Origin of the sequence: Parabacteroides bouchesdurhonensis (assembly GCF_900186615.1) — a bacterium.
Taxonomy (GTDB): Bacteria; Bacteroidota; Bacteroidia; order Bacteroidales; family Tannerellaceae; genus Parabacteroides; species Parabacteroides bouchesdurhonensis.
The window spans coordinates 155,731-177,946 of the sequence record NZ_LT896588.1; the positions used below are offsets into that span (position 1 = coordinate 155,731).

At 39.7% G+C, this 22,216-nt stretch carries 19 protein-coding genes and 3 tRNA genes; 9 read left to right on the top strand and 13 right to left on the bottom strand.

Annotated elements, in window-relative coordinates:
* Positions 1 to 33 precede the first annotated feature (33 nt).
* Positions 34 to 1,590: a M28 family metallopeptidase gene (locus C1721_RS00685; RefSeq protein WP_102406222.1), complete on the top strand. Its 1,557-nt coding sequence runs from the start codon at positions 34 to 36 to the stop codon at positions 1,588 to 1,590.
* Positions 1,591 to 1,660: 70 nt separating this feature from the next.
* Here the strand turns inward: C1721_RS00685 and C1721_RS00690 are convergent.
* The 4 genes from C1721_RS00690 to C1721_RS00705 form a co-directional block, all read right to left on the bottom strand.
* A tRNA-His gene (locus C1721_RS00690) sits at positions 1,661 to 1,736 on the bottom strand.
* Positions 1,737 to 1,835: 99 nt separating this feature from the next.
* Positions 1,836 to 2,732: a bifunctional methylenetetrahydrofolate dehydrogenase/methenyltetrahydrofolate cyclohydrolase FolD gene (gene folD / locus C1721_RS00695; protein ID WP_102406224.1), complete on the bottom strand. Its 897-nt coding sequence runs from the start codon at positions 2,730 to 2,732 to the stop codon at positions 1,836 to 1,838.
* Between the two features lie 25 nt (positions 2,733 to 2,757).
* On the bottom strand, positions 2,758 to 4,083 hold the full coding sequence (ffh, locus tag C1721_RS00700; RefSeq protein WP_102406227.1) for a signal recognition particle protein: 1,326 nt from the start codon (positions 4,081 to 4,083) through the stop codon (positions 2,758 to 2,760).
* A 360-nt stretch (positions 4,084 to 4,443) separates the two neighbouring features.
* Entirely contained in the window at positions 4,444 to 5,745 is a 1,302-nt protein-coding gene (locus tag C1721_RS00705) for an MATE family efflux transporter (RefSeq protein WP_102406229.1), read from the bottom strand.
* Between the two features lie 120 nt (positions 5,746 to 5,865).
* On the opposite strand from C1721_RS00705, the gene guaA reads away from it, so the two are divergent.
* The gene (gene guaA / locus C1721_RS00710; RefSeq protein ID WP_102406231.1) at positions 5,866 to 7,386 is read left to right on the top strand and encodes a glutamine-hydrolyzing GMP synthase; all 1,521 of its coding nucleotides are present in this window, start codon (positions 5,866 to 5,868) and stop codon (positions 7,384 to 7,386) included.
* An 86-nt stretch (positions 7,387 to 7,472) separates the two neighbouring features.
* Here the strand turns inward: guaA and C1721_RS00715 are convergent, their stop codons facing one another.
* From C1721_RS00715 to C1721_RS00735, 5 genes are all read right to left on the bottom strand, one after another.
* Positions 7,473 to 8,171 (bottom strand): 16S rRNA (uracil(1498)-N(3))-methyltransferase, encoded by a 699-nt coding sequence (locus tag C1721_RS00715; protein ID WP_102406233.1) that lies wholly within the window; start codon positions 8,169 to 8,171, stop codon positions 7,473 to 7,475.
* Positions 8,172 to 8,175: 4 nt separating this feature from the next.
* Positions 8,176 to 9,492: a NupC/NupG family nucleoside CNT transporter gene (locus C1721_RS00720; protein ID WP_102406235.1), complete on the bottom strand. Its 1,317-nt coding sequence runs from the start codon at positions 9,490 to 9,492 to the stop codon at positions 8,176 to 8,178.
* Complete coding sequence (locus C1721_RS00725) at positions 9,489 to 10,130, bottom strand: bifunctional nuclease family protein (RefSeq protein WP_102406237.1); 642 nt, start codon at positions 10,128 to 10,130, stop codon at positions 9,489 to 9,491. Before C1721_RS00725 ends, C1721_RS00720 begins: the two co-directional genes overlap by 4 nt.
* A gap of 354 nt (positions 10,131 to 10,484) precedes the next feature.
* Positions 10,485 to 11,273: a M48 family metallopeptidase gene (locus C1721_RS00730; protein ID WP_102406239.1), complete on the bottom strand. Its 789-nt coding sequence runs from the start codon at positions 11,271 to 11,273 to the stop codon at positions 10,485 to 10,487.
* A gap of 3 nt (positions 11,274 to 11,276) precedes the next feature.
* Positions 11,277 to 12,206 (bottom strand): DUF5106 domain-containing protein, encoded by a 930-nt coding sequence (locus tag C1721_RS00735; protein WP_102406241.1) that lies wholly within the window; start codon positions 12,204 to 12,206, stop codon positions 11,277 to 11,279.
* 104 nt (positions 12,207 to 12,310) lie between these two features.
* Between C1721_RS00735 and dnaG the strand changes: the two genes are divergently transcribed.
* From dnaG to C1721_RS00750, 3 genes are read left to right on the top strand one after another with little or no spacing between them, the layout of a single operon-like run.
* Positions 12,311 to 14,422: a DNA primase gene (gene dnaG, locus C1721_RS00740; protein ID WP_102406243.1), complete on the top strand. Its 2,112-nt coding sequence runs from the start codon at positions 12,311 to 12,313 to the stop codon at positions 14,420 to 14,422.
* Positions 14,423 to 14,437: 15 nt separating this feature from the next.
* The gene (locus tag C1721_RS00745; protein WP_102406245.1) at positions 14,438 to 15,385 is read left to right on the top strand and encodes an ABC transporter ATP-binding protein; all 948 of its coding nucleotides are present in this window, start codon (positions 14,438 to 14,440) and stop codon (positions 15,383 to 15,385) included.
* Positions 15,382 to 16,704: an ABC transporter permease gene (locus tag C1721_RS00750; protein WP_102406247.1), complete on the top strand. Its 1,323-nt coding sequence runs from the start codon at positions 15,382 to 15,384 to the stop codon at positions 16,702 to 16,704. Before C1721_RS00745 ends, C1721_RS00750 begins: the two co-directional genes overlap by 4 nt.
* A 46-nt stretch (positions 16,705 to 16,750) precedes the next feature.
* Here the strand turns inward: C1721_RS00750 and C1721_RS00755 are convergent.
* Both C1721_RS00755 and C1721_RS00760 read right to left on the bottom strand, forming a co-directional pair.
* Positions 16,751 to 16,821: transfer RNA gene (locus tag C1721_RS00755), tRNA-Gln, on the bottom strand.
* A 44-nt stretch (positions 16,822 to 16,865) separates the two neighbouring features.
* Positions 16,866 to 16,936 (bottom strand) — tRNA-Gln (locus C1721_RS00760).
* A 223-nt stretch (positions 16,937 to 17,159) separates the two neighbouring features.
* Here C1721_RS00760 and rsfS point away from each other — a divergent pair.
* The 3 genes from rsfS to C1721_RS00775 all read left to right on the top strand — a co-directional run bounded on the left by rsfS (position 17,160) and on the right by C1721_RS00775 (position 20,584).
* Complete coding sequence (gene rsfS, locus C1721_RS00765) at positions 17,160 to 17,519, top strand: ribosome silencing factor (protein WP_102406249.1); 360 nt, start codon at positions 17,160 to 17,162, stop codon at positions 17,517 to 17,519.
* A gap of 30 nt (positions 17,520 to 17,549) precedes the next feature.
* Positions 17,550 to 19,604, top strand: coding sequence for an ATP-dependent zinc metalloprotease FtsH (ftsH, locus tag C1721_RS00770; protein WP_102406251.1), 2,055 nt, complete (start codon positions 17,550 to 17,552; stop codon positions 19,602 to 19,604).
* Between the two features lie 146 nt (positions 19,605 to 19,750).
* Entirely contained in the window at positions 19,751 to 20,584 is an 834-nt protein-coding gene (locus tag C1721_RS00775; protein WP_102406253.1) for a phosphatidate cytidylyltransferase, read from the top strand.
* On the opposite strand, the gene porT is transcribed toward C1721_RS00775, so the two are convergent.
* A complete protein-coding gene (gene porT / locus C1721_RS00780) occupies positions 20,571 to 21,272 on the bottom strand; it encodes a type IX secretion/gliding motility protein PorT/SprT (protein ID WP_102406255.1) in 702 nt (233 codons plus the stop codon). The two genes, C1721_RS00775 and porT, sit on opposite strands and share 14 nt — an antisense overlap.
* 153 nt (positions 21,273 to 21,425) lie before the next feature.
* Between porT and C1721_RS00785 the strand changes: the two genes are divergently transcribed.
* The gene (locus tag C1721_RS00785) at positions 21,426 to 21,593 is read left to right on the top strand and encodes a DUF362 domain-containing protein (RefSeq protein WP_102406257.1); all 168 of its coding nucleotides are present in this window, start codon (positions 21,426 to 21,428) and stop codon (positions 21,591 to 21,593) included.
* 109 nt (positions 21,594 to 21,702) lie between these two features.
* On the opposite strand, the gene C1721_RS00790 is transcribed toward C1721_RS00785, so the two are convergent.
* On the bottom strand, positions 21,703 to 22,062 hold the full coding sequence (locus tag C1721_RS00790) for a DUF3276 family protein (RefSeq protein WP_102406259.1): 360 nt from the start codon (positions 22,060 to 22,062) through the stop codon (positions 21,703 to 21,705).
* Positions 22,063 to 22,216 lie beyond the last annotated feature (154 nt).

A 22,216-nucleotide genomic window follows, 5' to 3' on the forward strand; every position in this document is an offset into this window, starting at 1 on the left:
TCCCTTTATTTGTATTCATTAAATAATACTTATATGAAAAAAGATATACTCATATTCGCGGCTATAGCCTGCATGTCATTTCCTCTTGTCCATGCACAGGATTCAGCCATAAAGAAAATCATTGAGACCGGGCAGAACGACAACCGGGTTATGCACCATCTTGACGTTTTAACCAATCGTTTTGGCGGACGCCCTATCGGTTCAGACGCTTACGAAAACGCGGCCGAATGGATGGTGCGCGAATTTAAGAGCTGGGGATTGGATGTTGAATTGCAGGAAGCCGGAACTTTACCTGTCGGTTTCAATCGCGGTCCCTGGTTCGGACGGTTACTTGGCGATAATGCCATGAGCCTGCATTTTGTTACCCCTTCATACACTTCGGGCACAAAAGGTTTGCAGCGTGGCCATGTATTACTTGAACCTCATACCCAAAACGAATTCAATCGTATGAAAGGCCGTCTGAAAGGTGCTTGGGTACTTATATCCGGCACAAATGAAGGCTGGCCTATAGATCGCTCCGCTTTTGCCGATTCCGTTCGTCAGGGAATAAAAGAGAAAAACGAAGAAATAGCCAAGAAAAATAAAGAACTGATGGAAGAAAACTGGACCAAAGGAACAAAACACGAAATGTTGCCTTACGAAGAATTTCCAGGTCTGTTTTACAAAGAGATGTGTGAAGCCGGAGCACTCGGCTTTATCCAGTCCGCGCCAGTTCCTTTACGCGCATTATACGACCGGAAGATGTTACAAGACCCGGAAACGACATTCGACAACCTGCCGGAAGTGCCCGACATCAAACTCGACGAGCATCAATACGCCACAATTAAACAGATGGTTAAAGAACGTCGCGAGTTCTTGTTGGAGTTCGACATACGCAACCATTTCAAACTTGGCCCTATTAAATATTATAATGTAGTAGCTTCGATAAAAGGCAGTAAGTATCCGGACGAATATGTTATTGTAAGCGGTCATTTGGATTCGTACGACGTAGCCACCGGAGGTATTGATTGCGGAACAGGAATCGGACCAATGATGGAAACGGCCCGTATGATAGCCCAATCAGGAGCAAAGCCGAAACGCACAATCCTCTTTATTGGTTTTGCCGGAGAAGAATTCGGGATATTGGGCGCACAAGCGTGGACAAAAAGCAACGCATCCAAACTGCCTAAGATTTCCAACATGTTCAATCGTGACGGAGGACCGGAACCTCCTGTTGGCATATCTGTTCCACAAGCAATGTACGACGACTTTGTAAAAATATGCGAACCTGTCCGGACGATACGTGCCGACTATCCGTTTGAAGTAAAAGTCCGCGAGCCCCGTAAACGTCCCATCCATACAGGCGGAACGGATGCCTCCGCGTTTGCCATCAAAGGAGTGCCCACGTTGGGATTCACTACAGAAGACATTAAAGGCTATAATTTCAGCTATGGAGAAATATGGCATACCGAACGTGATCTTTACACGAAAAATATTCCCGAATACCAAGAACACACTGCCACAGTTACAGCTATCGTTACTCTTGGAGTAGCCAATCTGGACAAACTGTTACCCAGAGATGGATTATATTTAGAGGAAAGCAATAATTAAAGATCATCAAAAGAAGAGGGACGGAAATAAAAAAGAGAGTATCTTCATCAGATACTCTCTTTTGCTTTGCGGGTGAAAGATGGGGTTCGAACCCACGACCCTTGGAACCACAATCCAATGCTCTAACCAACTGAGCTACATTCACCATGTATATCTTATCGAATGATAATTTCTTTAAGACGGTGCAAAGATAGATATTCTTTTTTATTTCGCAAGTGTTTTTATTCAAAAATCACGCTAAAATATCATTTATAGATAGCCTTTTTTCCGGCAAGCAGTGTGTTACGCATCAACGAAATAATAGTCATCGGCCCTACTCCGCCCGGTACTGGAGTGATATAAGAGCACTTAGGCGCCACTTCGTCAAACTTAACATCACCGGTCAGTTTGAATCCGCTTTTGGTAACGCTACTTGGCATACGGGTAGTTCCGACATCTACGATAACCGCGCCTTGCTTCACCATATCGCCTTTCAGGAATTCCGGAACACCTAACGCAACAATGATAATATCGGCTTCAAGACACATTTGTTTCAGGTTTTTAGAACGGCTATGGCATACGGTAACCGTGCAATCTCCCGGATAAGCTTTCTGCATCATCAAGTTCGCCATCGGTTTACCTACAATATTGCTACGTCCTAACACCACACAGTGCTTGCCTTGCGTTTCTATATTATAACGCTTCAACAATTCAAGAATTCCGGCCGGAGTTGCGGAAACAAAACAGGGAAGTCCTATAGACATACGCCCTACATTGATAGGATGGAAACCATCCACATCTTTCCGGTAATCAATTGCCTCAATAATTTTCTGCTCCGAAATATGTTTTGGCAACGGAAGCTGGACGATAAATCCATCTACGTCGGGATCATTGTTCAGTTCGTCTACTTTGCGCAATAATTCGTCTTCTGTCACATCGTCTTCATAACGGATCAGTGTAGATTTAAAACCTATTTCCCCACAAGTCTTCACCTTGCTGGCTACATAAGTTTCACTACCTCCGTCGTGACCTACAAGAATTGCAGCCAGATGAGGTATTTTACCACCGGCAGCCTTGATCTGTGCTACCTCTTCGGCCATTTCCTTCTTCATCTGAGCAGAAACGGCTTTACCATCGAGTAACTGATAATGATTTTCTTCCATAATAAATATTATTGCCTTCTGTTATTTATCGCTTGAATGAAGGAAGCTTTTTTGCCCCCGGTTTAGCTGCGGTAAGCATCTTCATCATTTTACGAGTTTCGTCAAACTGTTTAAGCAATTTGTTTACTTCCTGGATACTGGTGCCGCTACCCTTAGCAATACGCTGACGGCGTGAACCATTCAGCACAGCCGGATTAGTACGTTCGGTAGGAGTCATTGAATAGATAATAGCTTCAATACTTTTGAAAGCATTATCATCTATATCTACATTCTTTAAAGCCTTGCCCACACCCGGAATCATGGATGCCAGTTCTTTCAGGTTACCCATTTTCTTTATCTGCTGTATCTGGGAAATGAAGTCGTTGAAGTCGAACTGGTTCTTTGCAATCTTCTTCTGCAAACGCTTGGCTTCTTCTTCATCATACTGTTCCTGCGCACGTTCAACCAACGAAACGATGTCACCCATACCCAGTATACGGTCTGCCATACGTTCGGGGTGGAATACGTCCAGCGCGTCCATCTTTTCGCCCGTACCTACAAACTTGATAGGTTTGTCTACTACGGTACGGATAGAAAGAGCGGCACCACCACGAGTATCACCGTCCAGCTTAGTAAGAACAACTCCGTCGAAATCCAGACGGTCGTTAAATTCCTTAGCGGTATTAACGGCGTCCTGACCGGTCATAGAATCTACCACAAACAAGGTCTCATCCGGTTGGATAGCACTCTTGATAGCAGCAATTTCTTTCATCATCTGTTCATCTATAGCCAAACGGCCGGCAGTATCGACAATCACCAGATCATTGCCTTTTTCTTTCGCTTCTTTAATAGCGTTCAGAGCAATCTCCACCGGATTTTTACTTTCCAGTTCCGCATATACAGGAACACCGATTTGCTCACCCAACACCTTTAACTGCTCGATAGCAGCAGGACGGTATACGTCGCAAGCAACCAATAACGGAGATTTGCTTTTCTTGGTTTTCAACATATTGGCCAGCTTGCCGGTAAAAGTAGTCTTACCAGAACCTTGCAGACCGGACATCAGGATAACAGCCGGATTTCCTTTCAAATTCAGTTCCGTAGCCGTACCTCCCATCAAGGTCGCCAATTCATCGTGTACGATCTTAACCATCAACTGGCTAGGTTTTACAGAAGTAAGCACGTTCTGTCCCAATGCCTTTGTCTTCACCGTATCGGTAAAGCTCTTTGCCACTTTATAGTTCACGTCGGCATCCAGCAATGCTTTACGCACATCTTTCAGCGTTTCCGCCACATTGATCTCGGTGATTTTACCCTCACCTTTCAACAGTTTAAACGATCTGTCTAACCTTTCGCTTAAATTTTCAAACATAATTCAATATGTATATTTTATTATTTTCTACCAATAGGCGGCAAAGATACAAAAAAATCCCTTATCTCTGATTTACTTTTCCAGCACTTTCAGCTTCTCTTTCAAAGAATCTTTTCCACAACCTTTCCATATATCTATACTATTTACTTCCGGCTTTATCAATTCCACAAGCTGGAACTTCCATTATCACAACAGTAAGCAACAGAGCAAGCAAAGCATCCTCTTTACTTATCGGAGATTTGTTTCATTTTGTTTCATGCCGGTGAAACTTTTGTTCCATGCTGGTGAAACTTTTGTTTCATGCCGGTGGAACAAAAACATAGAAACGACCTTAAATTTATTATTACTTGAATGTCAATTTTAGTTCCCAAACGCAAATCTCTTGGAATAACGGAACCAGGCCGCCAGCAAGAGACCTCTTAGTAATAAATAAGTGAGGAATGCCAACCAAAGTGCATGATTCCCCAGATTTGTTTCAAGCATATAATAGATACCGAAAAAGCTGGCCATAGCCATAAACATAGAATAAAGCATCGGACGCGTAACGGTTGCTCCTATAAATATCCCATCCCAAAGAAAAGCGGAAAAGCCTGCCAACGGTATGGCTAATACCCAATAGAAGTATGTATTTGCCTCTATTATCACGTCACGGTTATTTGTCAAAAGGGAAAGGAATCCTTCTCCTCCTATTCCATATAATAAGGTAAATGACAAAGCCAATCCTGTTCCCCAATAAAACAGCAAACGGACGGCACGGCGGAACAGCACTTCGTTTCGCGCTCCGATATAACGTCCGGACAACGCTTCCCCCGCATATGCGAAACCGTCCATGATATATGAAAAGAGAGTAAACAACTGCATCAGTAATGTATTGACAGCCAACACAACATCGCCATGCTTTGCTCCGGTAGACGTAAAAAAGGCAGTTACGGCAATCAGACAAAGCGTTCTGAAAAAGATATCTCCGTTTACAGAAAAGAAGCGACGCATAGCCGGATATTGCAAGCTTTGCTTAAAATGAAGCTTGACCGTTAGTTTTTTATAATAACGCAACCATAAAAAGACAGCCAACAAAAGGCCTCCATACTGGGCAAGCAATGTGCCCAAAGCTACGCCTTCCACTTTCATGTGGCATACAAACACGAAAAAAAGACTGAAACAAATATTCAATACGTTCTGCACGATAGCTATAACCATAGGAAAACGGGAGTTCTGCATTCCGATAAACCACCCGACAAAGCCGTATAATCCTAATACGGCAGGCGCTCCCCAGATGCAAATCCGAAAGTAAATAGTGGCCAGGCGTTGCACTTCCGTACTCGTGTCTAATAAATGAAAAGCAATGCGTTCAATCGGATATTGAAGGATAAATAATAGCGCGGCAACGGAAAATCCGACACTAACAGCACGTACCAAAACGTTGACGGCTTCCTCCATATCTCTCTTTCCATAGGCTTGGGAAGTCATTCCGCTAGTTCCCATGCGGAGAAAGCCAAAACTCCAATAGATGATATTGAACAACAATCCTCCTACGGCAATAGCCCCGATATAAGCCGCCGAACCTAAATGACCAACTATAGTTACGTCTATCAGTCCCAGCAAAGGAACGGTTATATTGGATATAATGGAAGGTATAGCCAGTTGCAGTATCTTTTTGTTCATAGAAGCCCATCGTTTTGAGACAACAAACATAGTAAAATAATAGAATATTTACGAACACACCTTTCTTGCTTCCCGAAATATTACTACCTTTGCCCCACTTCAATTAAACACAGACATTGCATGCACGAGAAAATTATTATTCTTGATTTCGGCTCGCAAACAACTCAGTTGATTGGCCGTAGAGTCAGAGAGTTGAATATGTATTGCGAGATTGTTCCTTACAACAAGTTTCCGCATAACGCAACCGATGTGAAGGGTGTGATCCTTTCCGGCAGTCCGTATTCCGTTTATGATGCCAGCGCTTTTAAAGCGGACTTAAGCGAAATACGAGAAAAATATCCTGTATTGGGTATCTGTTATGGAGCGCAATTCCTTGCTTACACATCAGGAGGCAACGTAGAACCGGCCAACTCGCGCGAGTACGGACGTGCCAATCTGTCCTATATCAACAGCGAAGATCCATTGCTGAAAGGTATCGATACGGGTTCGCAGATATGGATGTCTCATGGTGATACAATTACGGTTTTACCGGAAAACTTCAAAATTATTGCCAGTACAGACGATGTTAAAGCCGCTGCTTATCATGTGGAAGGTGAGCCTACCTGGGGCGTACAATTCCATCCGGAAGTATTCCATACAACAGATGGTACAAAGCTGCTGGACAATTTCTTAAATATCTGCGGATGTGCCAAAGACTGGACTCCTGCTTCGTTCATAGAATCTACTGTTGCCGAACTTAAAGAGCAGTTGGGTGACGATAAAGTAATTCTGGCTCTATCCGGCGGTGTAGATTCATCCGTAACGGCTGTTTTGCTTAACAAAGCCATCGGAAAGAATCTGACTTGTATCTTCGTTGACCACGGTTTGCTACGTAAGAACGAATTTGAAAACGTATTGAAAGATTATGAACATTTAGGATTGAATGTTATCGGTGTTAATGCAAAAGACCGCTTCTACAAAGAACTGGCAGGTGTAAGCGAACCGGAACAGAAGCGCAAAATCATAGGAAAAGGGTTTATTGATGTATTCGACGAAGAAGCCCGCAAACTGAAAGACATTAAATGGCTGGGACAAGGTACGATCTATCCGGATGTTATCGAATCTCTATCTATTACCGGAACGGTTATCAAAAGTCACCACAATGTAGGCGGACTGCCTAAGCAGATGAACCTGAAACTGGTAGAACCGCTTCGTCTTCTTTTCAAAGATGAAGTCCGTCGCGTAGGTATGGAATTAGGGATGCAGCCGCATTTGATTAAACGCCATCCGTTCCCGGGTCCGGGTCTTGGTATCCGTATTCTGGGCGACATCACTCCTGAGAAAGTTCGTATCCTTCAGGATGCCGACGATATTTATATGACTTTGATGCGTGAATGGGGCTTATACGATAAGATATGGCAAGCCGGAGCAATCTTGCTTCCTATTCGTTCGGTAGGCGTCATGGGTGACGAACGTACATACGAGAATACTGTTGCCCTGCGTGCTGTAACTTCTACGGACGCAATGACTGCGGATTGGGCGCAATTGCCTTACGAATTTCTTGCTAAAGTTTCCAACGAAATCATTAACAAGGTGAAAGGTGTAAACCGCGTAGTGTATGACATCAGCTCCAAACCTCCTGCAACTATCGAGTGGGAATAATCAAATTATTAGAAATAGGAAAGGGCGTCGTAAAGTTATTTTACGACGCCCTTTATGTATTTTACATTTTATAAGTTCCGAATGAATTACTGATTCAGTATGTGAATCGTATGGCAAGCGATTAAAGCTGCTGTTTCCGTGCGTAAACGGCTTTCGCCTAACGAGATCGGTTCAAATCCGTTTTGCAAGGCAAGCTTTATTTCCTCCGGGCTGAAATCACCTTCAGGACCTATCAGAATAAGGGCATTTTCTCCCGGACGATAAGTCGCTTTTAGCAGAGGTTTTTCTCCTTCTTCGCAATGAGCTATGAATTTCCGTCCATCGAAAGAAGAAGTGACAAACTTTTTGAAATCTGTCATCCCTGTCAATTGTGGCAATGTTGCTTTCTGAGATTGCTTCATGGCACTTATCAGAATCTTCTCCAAACGTGCCGGCTTGATTTCTTTCCGTTCGGAAAAGCGGCAATTCAGACAAGTAATTCCATTAATCCCAACCTCCGTAGCTTTCTCTGCAAACCATTCCATCCTGTCCATATTCTTCGTCGGCGCAACAGCTATATGGATATTAAAGTTCCATAAAGCTGGTTGTTGCCAGCTTTCCAGAATATTCACTTCACAATGCTTGGGATGCGCACGGCTAATTGCTGCTTTATAAAAACTACCGGCTCCGTCTGTCAACAGGATTTCATCGCCTTCCGACAAACGAAGTACACGGATACAATGCCCTGCCTCCTCTTCGGGAAGTTCATTGTTCACCGCAATATCAGGAGTATAAAATATCTGCATAATCTTATCCCAGTATCATACCTATAATTGTAGCGGAAAGGACAGACACTAACGCTCCTCCAATCATGGCCGGAACACCAATGCGGGAAATCAGTCCGCGTTTCTCCGGAGCAAGCACCCCCAATCCACCCAACAAAATACCAATAGATGAAATATTAGCAAAACCACAAAGTATATAAGTAGACATCAATATCGATTTTTGATACATAAATAAACCGGCATCCTTCCATTGTTGCAATTGGAAATAAGCAACAAATTCATTCAATATCGTTTTCTGTCCCAATAGAGAACCAACAAGCATTATGTCTTGACTGGGCACACCTATCAGCCACATAAAAGGAGAAGCAATTACTCCTAAAATAAACTGGAACGTCAAACCCTGGGCTTTTCCATCCGTGATCTTTACAATCCAGTCGTTCAAGCCTGTATAACGTCCGATAAGACCTTCTGTTATATAGTTTGCCAACGCAACCAAAGAGATAAAGACTAATAGCATAGCTGCAATATTAGTCATTAGCTTTACTCCGGTTAGCGTCCCCGATGAAATAGCATCCAATATATTTGACTTACGGCCTTCCTTCTCTAAACCTATAGCATGATCAGAAGCCGGTTCAGTTTGCGGACAGAGCATTTTTGCCAACACAATAGAACCGGGAACGGCCATCACAGAAGCAGAAAGTAAATGTTTTGCAAACAATACCTTGGAAGCAGGATCTGTTCCTCCTAACATCCCGATATAAGTTCCCATCACAGAGCCGGCAATTGTTCCCATCCCGGATACCATTACTAAAAATATTTCAGAGCGGTTCATTGTCGGTAAATAATTCTTAATCAATACCGGCGATTCGGTCATTCCCATAAATATATTGCCGGAAGCAACCAATCCTTCTGAACCGGAAATATTCATACATTTCCTCAATATCCACGAGAAAGCGCCGACTATTCGTTGAATAATCCCCCAATGATAGAACATAGAAACCAATGCGGAAAAGAAAATCACAATAGGCAGTGAATGAAGCAAGAAGCTAAAACCTGCACTTTTAGAAGCATACGGGCCTAATAGAAAAGATAATCCCGCATCTGTAAAATCCATCAGTTTAACAAAGACCCTGCCCAAACCTTCAAGAAGTCCACCAATAAAAGGAATGTACAATACTGCCAACGCAAATACAATTTGCATGAACAGTCCGCCTCCTACTAATTTCCAATCGATTTTTTTCCGGTCGTAACTTAAGCCATAAGCAATGGCTAATATCGCAATAATACCCAAGATTCCTCTTAATAGAGAAATCAATCCAAATCCTCCTTGTTGTTCAATCATTTAGTTTTGTCCTCCTCTTCCCGGCGACGTAATTCGTCTTTATACATTTTGGCATATTCGTAGTTCTCATCAGCAATCGCTTCTTCCAGACGCTCGCTTATTTCTTCTTTATCCAAAAGCGAAAGCCATCTTTTTAACTCGGCTTCATCATGAATATCTTCAGGCTCCATATCCAGTAAATCATCGTCGAAATATTTATCATCCTTTACATCTATAATAGGAGCTTCCTCTAAGACAATTCCACTTTCACGAACAATATCTTCTGTTGTATATATATCACATTTTACACGAAGAGCGATAGCAATGGCATCGGATGTACGTGAATCCAAGCGAACCTGCCTTGTGCCATCGTCAAACAGGAGTTCGGAGAAAAAGACCCCATCTTCAAACTTATAGATAAAGACCTCAAGCAAACGTACGCCAAAGGCTTGAAAAAATGTAGAAAACAAATCATGGGTTAAAGGACGGGGAGGCATTATATGCTCTAAAGCAATAGCAATAGATTGAGCCTCTGATGTTCCGACAATGATAGGAATACGGCGTGGTCCGTCTTCTTCTGCCAAAATGAGCGCGTAAGCTCCAGATTGCACTTGACTGTTCGTTAATCCCTGAACCCGTAATTTTATTCTTGTATCCACAACCTGATATGTTTAATAATCTTATACAAAGGCAAAAGTAATATTATTTTATAATTTATTGCTTACTTCCTGAAAAGAAAAGCAGCAAAAACAAGCGGTGTAAGTCTCATTAATAACAACAATACATAAAAAACGGATGCATTAAGATATATGAATAATGTATATAAAAAAGAAAAGGTTGTCATCCCGACAACCAATCTTCATTGCTAACCTTAAATCTAATACCATGAAAAACACTGTGCAAAAATACGCTTTTTATGCTATACAGCATAACCGCAAAGCATATTTCACACTTATTTTAGCAATATTTTCATGTTTTCAGATATTATTTAAAGGTTGTTAATATTATAATATCTATTTAGAATATTCTTCCGCTTTCGCCTTCATCCGTTCAACACGCTTTTGTGTGTCAGGATGACTAGAAAACATCTGACGGTATTTAGAGGATTTTGGTTGGCCATCACTTAAATCCATTAGCTTCTTTAGCGCATCATGCATACTATAAGGGTCTTGACCATTATCAACACTGAATTTGAAACCATAATCGTCTGCTTCACTTTCTTGTTTTTGAGAATACTGAGCGTTTGCTAAAGCTTCTGCCAGATCACCAAGTTGAGAATCTGTTAATTTAGCAACCGTACCGCTAACCGAACCCACTGCATTTTTAGCAGCCGATGTCATATAAGCACTTTTCATTGCATCTTTTGAGTCTGTATGCACCACATGACCTATTTCATGACCAATAACAGCCAGTACTTCATTATCGTCCATTACTTTCATCAAACCGCCACAGACGCGTACGCTCCCGTCGCCACAAGCAAAAGCATTAACATCGATAACATTATACACTTTAAAATTCAAATCAAGGCCATCTATCTTTTTTAAGTTCGCAGTAATCCGCTCTAAACGCTGTCCCATTTCCGTATCCAGGCCTGCCACTTCATTATGTGTATCCATCCATTGGATATACTCTTTTGCCATAGCAGCAACATCCGCATCCGACAAAGTTGCAGCATTTGCAACGTCAGACGCTGCATTCACTAACTTCTTTGTGTTAATAGACTTTCCTCCAATCTTAAATTGGGCAGAAGCTGTCACACTAACTCCTGCAAGAAAAACCAATGATAAAAAAATCGTTCTCATAATTTATCGAGTTTGTTGTAATAAATAATCTTCAAATTGACGGAATGTCGCATCTTTTAAAAGTACATTTTTATTTTTATCCAAGAGATATAGCGTTGGTATAGCTTTTAAATCATACACTTCATCATTCTTCAACCCAACGGTTTCATCATACGAGTTTATCCAACCGGAAGGCATACTGGAAATATGTGCAGTCCAAGCCTCCAAATCTTCATCCGGATAAACAGCCAGCACTTTTATCTTTTTATTCTTCTCCCATTCTTTTAAAACACCAGAAGCCGCCAGTTGCTCTGTTACTTCTTTACAAGCATGGCAATCCGGATTATAAAAGTATAATAACATATAATCGGATTTCACATCATATAAAGTACCTTTCTTTCCGTTGGCTAACGTAAAGGTAAAATTGGTAGCCGGCTCTCCTACTCTATTTTTCATGGCTAATTCCAACTGATGGGACGGACGAATTTTATTTACTTCATCTATCATTGAACAATTAATGACAGATTGCAAAACGGGAATATATAATTCTTCATTCCGCATGGGAGAATTCGGATCATACAAGTATTTCTCGTATAAATCTGCAAAATAGACAAACATCGTACTATCCGCTTCGGCTTTACTCATCATACCTTTAATCGCAGAATCAGCAGTTTCAGAAGAAACATATTTCAGGACATCAATAAAATCGGAAAAGGCTTGCTCCGTTATTTCCGGTAAATGGATAAAAGCAGTATCCTTAAAATTAAATTTATCCCAATAATGAATGACTAAATAATTGGCACGTTGCCCTTCATCTGTAATCATAGCAGGGACGGAAACCATCTCAAAAGCAGGCGTTACTGCTTGCTCTTTATTGGGCTTTACACGCTGTTGTCCGTTACACGCATTAAATATCAACAACAATGAGAAAACACATAGAATTTTCATAATCATGTATTTATGTTTTTCGGTGCAAATATAAGGGTTTTCTTTCGTAACCCTCTCTTGCCGAACCGGAAATAATCGCTACATTTGTCTTCGTTAATTCACCAAAAAGAATGATTGACCAACCAACCATAGACAGGATACTGGATGTTGCTAATATAGTAGACGTTGTTTCTGAATTTGTAACACTTCGCAAACGAGGTGTAAACTATGTTGGTTTATGCCCGTTTCATTCCGATAAATCACCTTCTTTTTACGTATCGCCTTCCAAAAACATTTGTAAATGTTTTGCCTGTGGTGAAGGAGGAACAGCTGTTCACTTTATAATGAAGCATGAACAACTAAGCTATTTTGATGCTCTACGGTTTCTCGCAAAAAAATACAATATAGAGATTCAAGACCGGGAATTGACGGATAAAGAGAAACAAGTGCGTAGCGACCGCGAAAGTATGTTCATTGTCAACAGTTGGGCACAAAAATACTTCACCAGCCTGCTTTATGAACACGTAGAGGGAAAAACAGTCGGCCTTCGCTATTTTGCCGAACGAGGTTTCAGAGAAGATATTATCCGAAAGTTCCAGTTAGGATACAGCCTTGATGAAAGAGACGCATTGTATAAAGCCGCTATTAAAAACGGTTATAAAAAAGAATATCTTGAAAAAAACGGATTGATTATTCTTTACGACAATGGAGGAGCACATGACCGTTTTCGAGGTCGTGTCATATTTCCTGTCCATAGCCTCAGCGGTAAGGTGGTTGCCTTTGGTGGCCGTGTTCTTAAAAAGGACGATAAGACAGCTAAATATGTAAACTCTCCAGAAAGTGAAATTTATCATAAAAGTAATGAGCTTTATGGAATTTATTTTGCTAAGCAAGCTATTGTAAAACAAGATAAATGTTTTTTAGTAGAAGGTTATACTGACGTCATTTCCATGCATCAGGCTGGTGTAGAAAACGTTGTTGCGTCATCAGGAACAGCCCTTACACAAGGGCAGATTCGTTTGATTCACCGGTTTACCAGTAACATTACAGTTTTATATGATGGTGATGCGGCCGGTATTAAAGCCGCTTTACGTGGAATTGACCTGTTATTGGAAGACGGAATGAATATAAAAGTCGTTCTCCTTCCCGACGGAGAAGATCCCGATTCGTTTGCCCGTAAACATAACGCAAGTCAGTTTGCCGAATTTATAAAACAGAATGAAACTGATTTTATTCGCTTCAAGACCAAATTATTATTGGATGATGCGGGCACAGACCCGATAAAGCGTTCCTCATTGATTTCTGATATTATTAAAACTGTTGCTATCATTCCAGACAATATTGCCCGCTCCGTATATATACGCGAATGCAGTGCCATGATGGAAATAGATGAGCGAGTACTGTTAAATGAAATAAATAAGATACGGCTAAAAAAAGAAGAAAACCGGGCGAAGCCTTCACTGAAACCATCAAGCTTTTCGAACAAAGTAGCCGAGCCGTCTTCCGATTATCCGACCAATCCGGAATATCAGGATTACCAACTTTATCAGGAAACTGCAGAAACAGCTCTTCCGGAGAATATTCCGCCTCCTCCGGAAGAAGACTATCCGGCAGAAGATAATGGAGCAACGCATGTGCCCCCTATGGAGTTGCCACCACAAAGAACTACTTCAAAACGTTCGCCTTACGAACCTTATGAATTAGCTCTATTACGTTATGTCGTACGTTATGGTGAGTACGAATTATTTAATTATAAAGATGAAGCTACGGGAGAATCGGTTATTTTCCATGTGGCAGATTACATCCGCTTTGATTTAAAACGTGACGATTTATCATTTTGCACTCCTTTATTCAAGACTATATTAGATGAAGCGGCTGATCGCTGCCAAGAAAAAAATTTTGTAGCAAGCCGATACTTTTTGTCACATCCGGATCCGAATATCAGTAGACTTGCAGCCAATCTGATTAGTGATAAATACCAACTGAGCAAATACCATACAAAGTACAGGGAACTGGAAAGCGAGTCGGATAAGCTTGACCAATTTGTATTGCGGGATTTATTCGCAATGAAAGATGCTTACGTTTTACATCAAATAAAGGAAATACAAATTAAAATAAAGGAGGCACAAACAAATGGGGATATGGAACAAGCTGTTGAGTTGATAAAACAACTTACCCGCTTGAATGAAATTAAAAACGTGCTCAGCAAAGAACTGGGAGAACGTATCGTATTAAAAATGTAAACACAAACACAGCCTATGAACTTCTTAGAAACAGAAGATGTAGTAAAACAATATTCTAACCATCTCGCTTTAAACAAAGTGAGCATACAGGTTCCCGAAGGAAAAATATTCGGTTTGCTAGGTCCAAATGGCGCAGGAAAAACTACTCTAATCCGTATTATAAACCGTATTACAGCACCAGATAGTGGCAGAGTGATGTTCAATGGACGAGAATCACGTCCGGAAGATATTTATCAGATTGGTTATTTACCCGAAGAACGCGGTTTATACAAAAAGATGAAAGTTGGCGAACAAGCTATTTATCTTGCCCAACTTAAAGGCCTCTCCTATTTAGAAGCCAGGAAACGCTTAACCCATTGGTTTGAAAAGTTTGACATCATGCCTTGGTGGAACAAGAAATTGGAAGAACTTTCTAAAGGTATGCAACAGAAAATACAGTTCATTACAACCATAATACACGAGCCGAAACTACTTATTTTCGATGAACCATTTAGTGGTTTTGACCCGGTGAATGCAGAACGGTTAAAGCAAGAGATATTGGAATTGAAAGCTGCAGGGCATACAATCATTTTCTCTACCCACAATATGGCTTCCGTAGAAGAGATTTGTGACAATATTGCATTGATTAATCGTTCGCAAGTTGTTTTATCAGGTAATGTCCGCGACATAAGAAATCAATTCAAAAGTAACACATACATTTTAAAGGTACATTCGGACGAAATTAAATTCCTTTCGAATGAAATGGAAATTCCTTCCGAATGGAACACTTTTTCCTTCCGGATACAAAAGACGGAAGATGGCATTTCAGAACTTTATATTCATAAGGAAAAAGAAATAAGTAATTCCGAACTATTAGTGTCACTAGCCAGCAAAATCAACATCCTTTCATTTACTGAAAAAATACCGTCTATGAATGATATATTTATCAATACCGTATCCGGTTCTAATACAACAAAAGCATGAATAAAATAGGACTTATCGTAAAACGTGAATATCTTCGCAGGGTAAGTAAGAAGTCGTTTATTCTTATTACATTTCTTGCTCCTCTCTTATTTGCAGCCTTAGTATTTGTACCTCTTTGGTTGTCCGGTATCAAAGGAGACGAAGTAAAAAAAGTTGCAATTATTGATACGACAGGTAAATATGCACCGTTATTCAAAAACACAGATGAATATATTTTCATTAATTCAAACGGGAATCTGGAACAATACCGTACAGCAAAAGACAAAGAAGTATTTGCTTTCTTAAATATAACCGGAGATTTATTGGAAAATCCGAATGCTGCAACACTATACTCCGAGAAGCAAATACCTATCGGTTTAAAGAAGGAAATAGACAATGTTTTATCTAAATATTTAAAGGATGAAAAACTATCCTCTTTCAATATTCCCAACTTAAATAAAATCATAGAAGAAAGTAAAATAAACTTTGACATCAAAACCATAAAATGGGATGCCGAAGGGAATGAAAAAAGCACTTCTGCAGAAGTAGCCTCCATTTTGGGAATGATGCTTACTTTCATTATATACATGTTTATCATGATGTATGGAGCTATGGTTATGCAAGGAGTAATGGAAGAAAAAACAAACCGTATCATAGAAGTTATAATTTCATCGGTTAAGCCATTCGATTTAATGATGGGTAAAATTATCGGGATAGGTTTTGTTGGCCTTACTCAAGTATTCTTATGGGGAATCCTCACAACAGTTCTTGTATCGGGAACTCTATTTTTCATGGGAGGAAGCACTACTCCGGAAGATTTAATGAATACCCAAATGGCTGCTCAAAATTTAGGTAATATTTCAATGACGGCTCAAGCACCGGAAATGAATACAAAAGTGCTGGAAATCATTAATTCCATCAATTTCACACAAATAGGTATTTGCTTTATTCTTTATTTCATCGGAGGATATACTTTATATGCTGCCCTTTTTGCTGCAATAGGCAGTGCCCTTGAGCAGCAAGAAGATACGCAACAGTTTATGATGCCAATTTTAGTATTGATGATATTTAGTTTATACGCAGGTATTTACAGCATGAATAATCCAGATGGTCCATTAGCCGTTTGGTGCTCATTTATACCTTTTACGTCTCCTATTGTGATGATGGTACGCCTACCATATGATATTCCAATATGGGAAATACTGATATCCGTAAGTTTATTATTTGCAACAGCTCTGTTAATTGTGTGGGGATCGGCTAAAATATATAGGGTAGGAATCCTTATGTACGGTAAAAAGCCAAGCATAAAAGAAATGCTCAAATGGATAAAGTATAAATAAAACAAAGTCCGTTATTCTTCTCAGAATTAACGGACTTTTAAACTTGTTGTTCAACCAGGATTCGAACCTGGACTAACAGGACCAGAATCTGTTGTGCTACCATTACACCATTGAACAATTATGTTCTTTCTGTCGAAGATGAGTGATATTGCTTTATATTGTTGTTCAACCAGGACTCGAACCTGGACTAACAGGACCAGAATCTGTTGTGCTGCCATTACACCATTGAACAATAAAGTCTAAATCATCAACTTCCCCGATAGCGAGCGCAAAGGTATACAGTTTTTCAAAAACTACAAATATTCCATTGAAAAAAAAACGGTGAATAAACATTTTCTTTTATTCATTGTTTTCATTTTAGAGTGATTTACACATATATTTATATGAAGAAAAGGTGTTCAAAATAAATTTAAGAAGTATATTTGCGTTCCAGAATATTACTCAATAAAAAATAGATGAATCAAACAAAAGAATTAGTAAAAACGATTGTTGAAGGCCTTCAGGAGAAAAAAGGCAAAAATATTGTAACCGTGGATTTAACACAACTATCCGGAGCCGTATGCGAATATATGGTTATTTGCGAAGGAAACACCCCAACTCAAGTGTCGGCACTATCAGATTCCGTTTGGGAATTTGCACGTAAAGAAGCAGGAGAAAAACCGCTATCTATAGATGGAGGCCAAAATGCACAGTGGATTGGCATGGATTATGGCACGGTTCTTGTACATATATTTTTACCGGAACAACGGGAATTTTATAATCTGGAAAACCTTTGGGCTGACTCCAAGGTAATACAGATCCCGAACCTTGATTAAAAGCCGGTCTAATTATTCAGATTATCTCTTATGGAAAATAAAAAAGACATGTTTAATAAATCCCCGAAAAACGGTAAGCCTAAGATGTTCCGGTTCAATTTATATTGGATGTACGGACTTATCTTTATGATGCTTATAGCTCTATACATGACAAATGATTCTTCGGGGTCAAAAGAATTAGGCTGGACAGAATTTCAAAAGCTGGCCAAAGATAATGTATTTGATAAAATGGTAGTTTACAACAAGAAGAATTTGCTGGAAGCTACCGTCAAAAGCGGCAAAACGGATCTTGTTTTTAAAGGAGACAACAGCCGTTTAGGAGCCTCTCCGAAAGTTTATGTAAAAATACCTTCGGCTGACAAATTCTCTGATTTTTATGATAACGCAGTAACAAATAACCATATTGACACACAAGTCAGCTATGAAGAAGGCGATGATACACTATGGAATTTCCTGGTGTCTTTCGGTCCTATAATCCTGTTAATCGTAGTATGGATATTTTTGATGAAACGTATGTCCGGTGGCGCTGGAGGAAGTCCGGGTGGAGTATTTAGCGTAGGAAAAGCGAAGGCACAACTTTTTGATAAAGAAAACCAAAAGAAAGTAACATTTAAAGATGTTGCCGGTTTATCCGAAGCAAAACAAGAAGTGGAAGAAATAGTGTCATTCTTAAAGAATCCGGATAAATACACCGAACTTGGAGGTAAAATACCTAAAGGAGCTTTGCTGGTAGGCCCTCCGGGAACAGGTAAAACTTTACTTGCTAAAGCTGTGGCAGGAGAAGCAGATGTCCCATTCTTTTCACTTTCAGGTTCCGATTTCGTAGAAATGTTCGTAGGAGTAGGAGCTTCCCGAGTGCGTGATTTATTCCGTCAGGCAAAAGAAAAAGCACCTTGTATTGTATTCATTGATGAAATAGATGCAGTTGGCCGTGCCAGAGGAAAGAATGTCAATATGAATAGTAATGACGAACGGGAGAACACCCTAAACCAATTACTTACAGAAATGGATGGTTTTGGTTCCAATAGCGGTGTCATCATTTTGGCTGCTACCAACCGAGCTGACATTCTGGATAAGGCATTACTTCGTGCAGGACGTTTCGACAGACAAATTCACGTTGAATTACCCGATCTGAACGAAAGAAAAGAAATTTTCGGCGTACACCTTCGTCCTATTAAAATAGATGAGAGTGTAGATACTGAATTTTTAGCCCGTCAAACTCCGGGATTTTCAGGAGCTGATATAGCAAATGTCTGTAACGAAGCTGCTTTAATCGCAGCCCGTAACGGTAAAAAGTTCGTTCAAAAAGAAGATTTCATGAATGCAGTAGACCGCATTGTTGGAGGTTTGGAAAAACGAACAAAAATAACAACATCTGATGAACGCAATTGCATTGCAAACCATGAAGCAGGACATGCTACATTAAGTTGGTTGCTTGAGCATGCCAATCCTTTGGTAAAAGTAACTATTGTACCTCGAGGAAAAGCACTGGGTGCTGCATGGTATCTTCCGGAAGAACGGCAGATCACAACTCGTGAACAATTACTTGACGAAATGTGTGCGACCTTGGGCGGACGTGCAGCCGAAGAATTATTCTTAGGAAAAGTATCTACCGGTGCTTCTAACGACCTTGAACGCGTGACAAAACAAGCCTATGCAATGGTTGTTTACTTTGGCATGAGTGACAAATTACCGAACCTAAATTATTATGACTCTAGCGGACAAGACTGGGGTTTCACTAAACCATATAGCGAAGAAACAGCTCGTCTAATAGATTCGGAAGTTCAAAGAATCATCAATGAACAATATGAACGGGCCAAAGATATATTATCCAAACATGCAGAAGGGCACAATGCTTTAGCAAAAGTATTATTGGAACGCGAAGTTATCTATTCGGAAGATGTTGAACATATCTTTGGTAAGAGGGCATGGGTTTCACGTTCGGAAGAAATTCTCGAGTTACAAAATAAGGCAAATAGCAATAAACCTGTTGAGCCTGTAACAGAAGAAAACAAAGATGAAAAAGAAGAAGGTGACAAAAATGTCGTACTACAAAATGACACTAAGGCAGAACAGGCAAATTGACCACTCTTTTTAAAGACCTGATTAAATCTGTATATATTTTGGCACGGATAACAGAGTGAATATCTGTAATCCGTGCTTTATTCATAATTTATTACTTATATTTGCAGGCATAAAACACATTTGGAAACGAACAAAACATTACAGTCTTGAATAATTTGATAAAACGTGCGTTAACCGGTATAATCTTCGTTGCAATCTTGTTGGGAGCGTTATGTTTCCATCCTATTTTGTATTTACTTGTTTTTAGTTTAATCACAGCGCTTTCTTTATGGGAGTTTTATGGACTAATAAAGTATTATGAGAATGCAAATATCCAGAGAATGATAAGTTGTATTGGTGGAGCTTACCTGTTCATTGCAACATTTGCTTATGCAAACGGCCTTACAGACGGAAAGATATTTCTGCCTTATATCCTATTCATGATGTATACATTTATTGCTGAATTGTACAATAATGTTTCCAACCCTATAAATAACTGGTCATTCACTTTACTGGCACAAGTCTACTGTGCCGGCTCTTTTTCTTTATTAAATTTTATTACTTCTACGCCAAACACACCCGGCGAAGTGGTCTTTAATCCGATTTACACAATAGCTTTATTTGTATTTATCTGGCTAAATGATACCGGAGCCTATTTAGTTGGTTCCCGGATCGGAAAAAGAAGATTATTTGAACGAATCTCTCCCAAGAAATCATGGGAAGGCTTTTTCGGAGGCTTAATTGTCGTATTGGCTGCATCACAAGCGTTTGCCTGGTATGCTCCGGAAATTAGTTGGTATAACTGGCTTGGATTATCTTTCTCTATTGTCTTATTCGGAACATGGGGAGACTTAACGGAATCCTTACTTAAACGCACACTAGGAGTAAAAGATTCAGGCAATCTATTGCCTGGACATGGTGGCATGCTTGATCGCTTCGACAGTGTCATGATGGCAATACCGGCAACCTATATTTACATCGAACTTTTTATTCGAAATTAAATGTTAGTACTACCATTCGGGAAGTTGCTTTAGAAAGAGCATCTGTATATTTTATCAAATCTCTATCGTTTAAACTTGCACGATCTTTTTCCAGCAAATCAAGCAACCCGAAACAGAATTTAAGTTCGGGGCATAATTTAAAGAACGGTAAATAAATATCACATCCAATACCAAACTCTAAACCAAAGTCTGTTCCTTTCAATAATATTGGATTATCTTTTTTTCGTCCAAGATCAAATGAGCCATAAATACCGCCAATCAAATAAGGACGATAATTATTAAGACGCAAAGCCGTATATTTTATATCCAAAGGAAAAGATAAATAAGTAGAACGAGTGTTTGTTGTGAATTCTTCTCCCGTTGACTGTTCGCGGAATATAAACTTCTTATCTCCAAAATGAATTGTAGGAGTCAATCGTAAATTAAAATAAGGATTCAGATACAGATCACCTATAACTCCAACACTAAAGCCCGGAGAATACGAAGGAATTTCAGCAAACCAGGTTTCACCATTTGTTGTAACACCGGAATTAGTCAACAACAAATCTTGTGCATGCAAACCAACATGGAATCCTAGATGAAACCATTTTAGATCTGCATACGGCTGATTCTTTACCTTCTCTTTCTGCGCCATAGCTCCAGTAGCTATCACGCACAATGTACATAAAACAAATAACAGTCGCTTCAACTCTCAATCAATTTTGAATAATAAACGGAAAACGTACGAAGATATTGCAAAAAAGCAGATATTTGATAAAATAAAGCTGAAGAAGTTTTTTAAATACAAAGAAAGCTCTATTTTTGCATCCACTAATAGTTATCAATTTAAACGTTTAATAAAATGGCTTACGTAATTAGCGACGATTGTATTGCCTGCGGTACTTGTATTGACGAATGTCCGGTAGGAGCAATTTCAGAAGGTGATAAATATCATATCGATCCTGAAATGTGCACAGAGTGTGGAACTTGCGCAGATGTTTGTCCCACAGAAGCTATCCATCCGGCATAATAAAAACCGTGGTAAAAGTAGGCAAGCCTGTTCAATGCAGGCTCCTATAAATGTAATGGGCTATTTTCTTAAATTAAGAAAAGTAGCCCATTATCATTTATCTTCCTATTCAAAACTCAATATCGAGTTTAATATCATCTGAAGTACTCTCTGTTTCTCCTTCATCAGATTGAATCTCCGAGATTCCTCCTTCGTTACGCTCTTTAATGTAACGGATAACATCATTCATACCGTCCATGAATTTTTCAAAATCTTCCTTATATAAGAAAATCTTATGCTTCTCAAAAGACACTTGCGTTCCATCTTTAGGTTGCACCTTTTTACTTTCCGTAATGGCCAAAAACAAATCATCTTTCAAGTTCTTCTTCACGTCCAGGTAATAAATACGTTTTCCTGCCTTGATGGCTTTAGAATACAGAATTTCCTTATCGCCACCTTCAACATGTGCTTTTCTTATAGAATCTTCCATGACAGCTAACATTTATTATAATACACCCACCCATTTTATCATAACTAGCCTCAAATATGTGCATTTTTTTTTAAATAGCAACTATTTTAACGTATCAAAATACACCTCTAATCTCCATTACTTACAAAATATCATCTAACACATGTAAAATTAA

Excerpts from the sequence above, each read along its gene's own strand:
- C1721_RS00705 (WP_102406229.1), bottom strand. The coding sequence starts at position 5,745 with ATGAACAAAAAGATACTGCAACTGGCTATACCTTCCATTATATCCAAT.
- ftsH (WP_102406251.1), top strand. The coding sequence starts at position 17,550 with ATGGAAAATAAAAAAGACATGTTTAATAAATCCCCGAAAAACGGTAAG.
- C1721_RS00685 (WP_102406222.1), top strand. The coding sequence starts at position 34 with ATGAAAAAAGATATACTCATATTCGCGGCTATAGCCTGCATGTCATTT.
- C1721_RS00790 (WP_102406259.1), bottom strand. The coding sequence starts at position 22,062 with ATGGAAGATTCTATAAGAAAAGCACATGTTGAAGGTGGCGATAAGGAA.
- C1721_RS00745 (WP_102406245.1), top strand. The coding sequence starts at position 14,438 with ATGAACTTCTTAGAAACAGAAGATGTAGTAAAACAATATTCTAACCAT.
- C1721_RS00720 (WP_102406235.1), bottom strand. The coding sequence starts at position 9,492 with ATGATTGAACAACAAGGAGGATTTGGATTGATTTCTCTATTAAGAGGA.
- dnaG (WP_102406243.1), top strand. The coding sequence starts at position 12,311 with ATGATTGACCAACCAACCATAGACAGGATACTGGATGTTGCTAATATA.
- C1721_RS00785 (WP_102406257.1), top strand. The coding sequence starts at position 21,426 with ATGGCTTACGTAATTAGCGACGATTGTATTGCCTGCGGTACTTGTATT.
- C1721_RS00750 (WP_102406247.1), top strand. The coding sequence starts at position 15,382 with ATGAATAAAATAGGACTTATCGTAAAACGTGAATATCTTCGCAGGGTA.
- C1721_RS00735 (WP_102406241.1), bottom strand. The coding sequence starts at position 12,206 with ATGATTATGAAAATTCTATGTGTTTTCTCATTGTTGTTGATATTTAAT.
- C1721_RS00730 (WP_102406239.1), bottom strand. The coding sequence starts at position 11,273 with ATGAGAACGATTTTTTTATCATTGGTTTTTCTTGCAGGAGTTAGTGTG.
- guaA (WP_102406231.1), top strand. The coding sequence starts at position 5,866 with ATGCACGAGAAAATTATTATTCTTGATTTCGGCTCGCAAACAACTCAG.
- C1721_RS00715 (WP_102406233.1), bottom strand. The coding sequence starts at position 8,171 with ATGCAGATATTTTATACTCCTGATATTGCGGTGAACAATGAACTTCCC.
- ffh (WP_102406227.1), bottom strand. The coding sequence starts at position 4,083 with ATGTTTGAAAATTTAAGCGAAAGGTTAGACAGATCGTTTAAACTGTTG.
- rsfS (WP_102406249.1), top strand. The coding sequence starts at position 17,160 with ATGAATCAAACAAAAGAATTAGTAAAAACGATTGTTGAAGGCCTTCAG.
- folD (WP_102406224.1), bottom strand. The coding sequence starts at position 2,732 with ATGGAAGAAAATCATTATCAGTTACTCGATGGTAAAGCCGTTTCTGCT.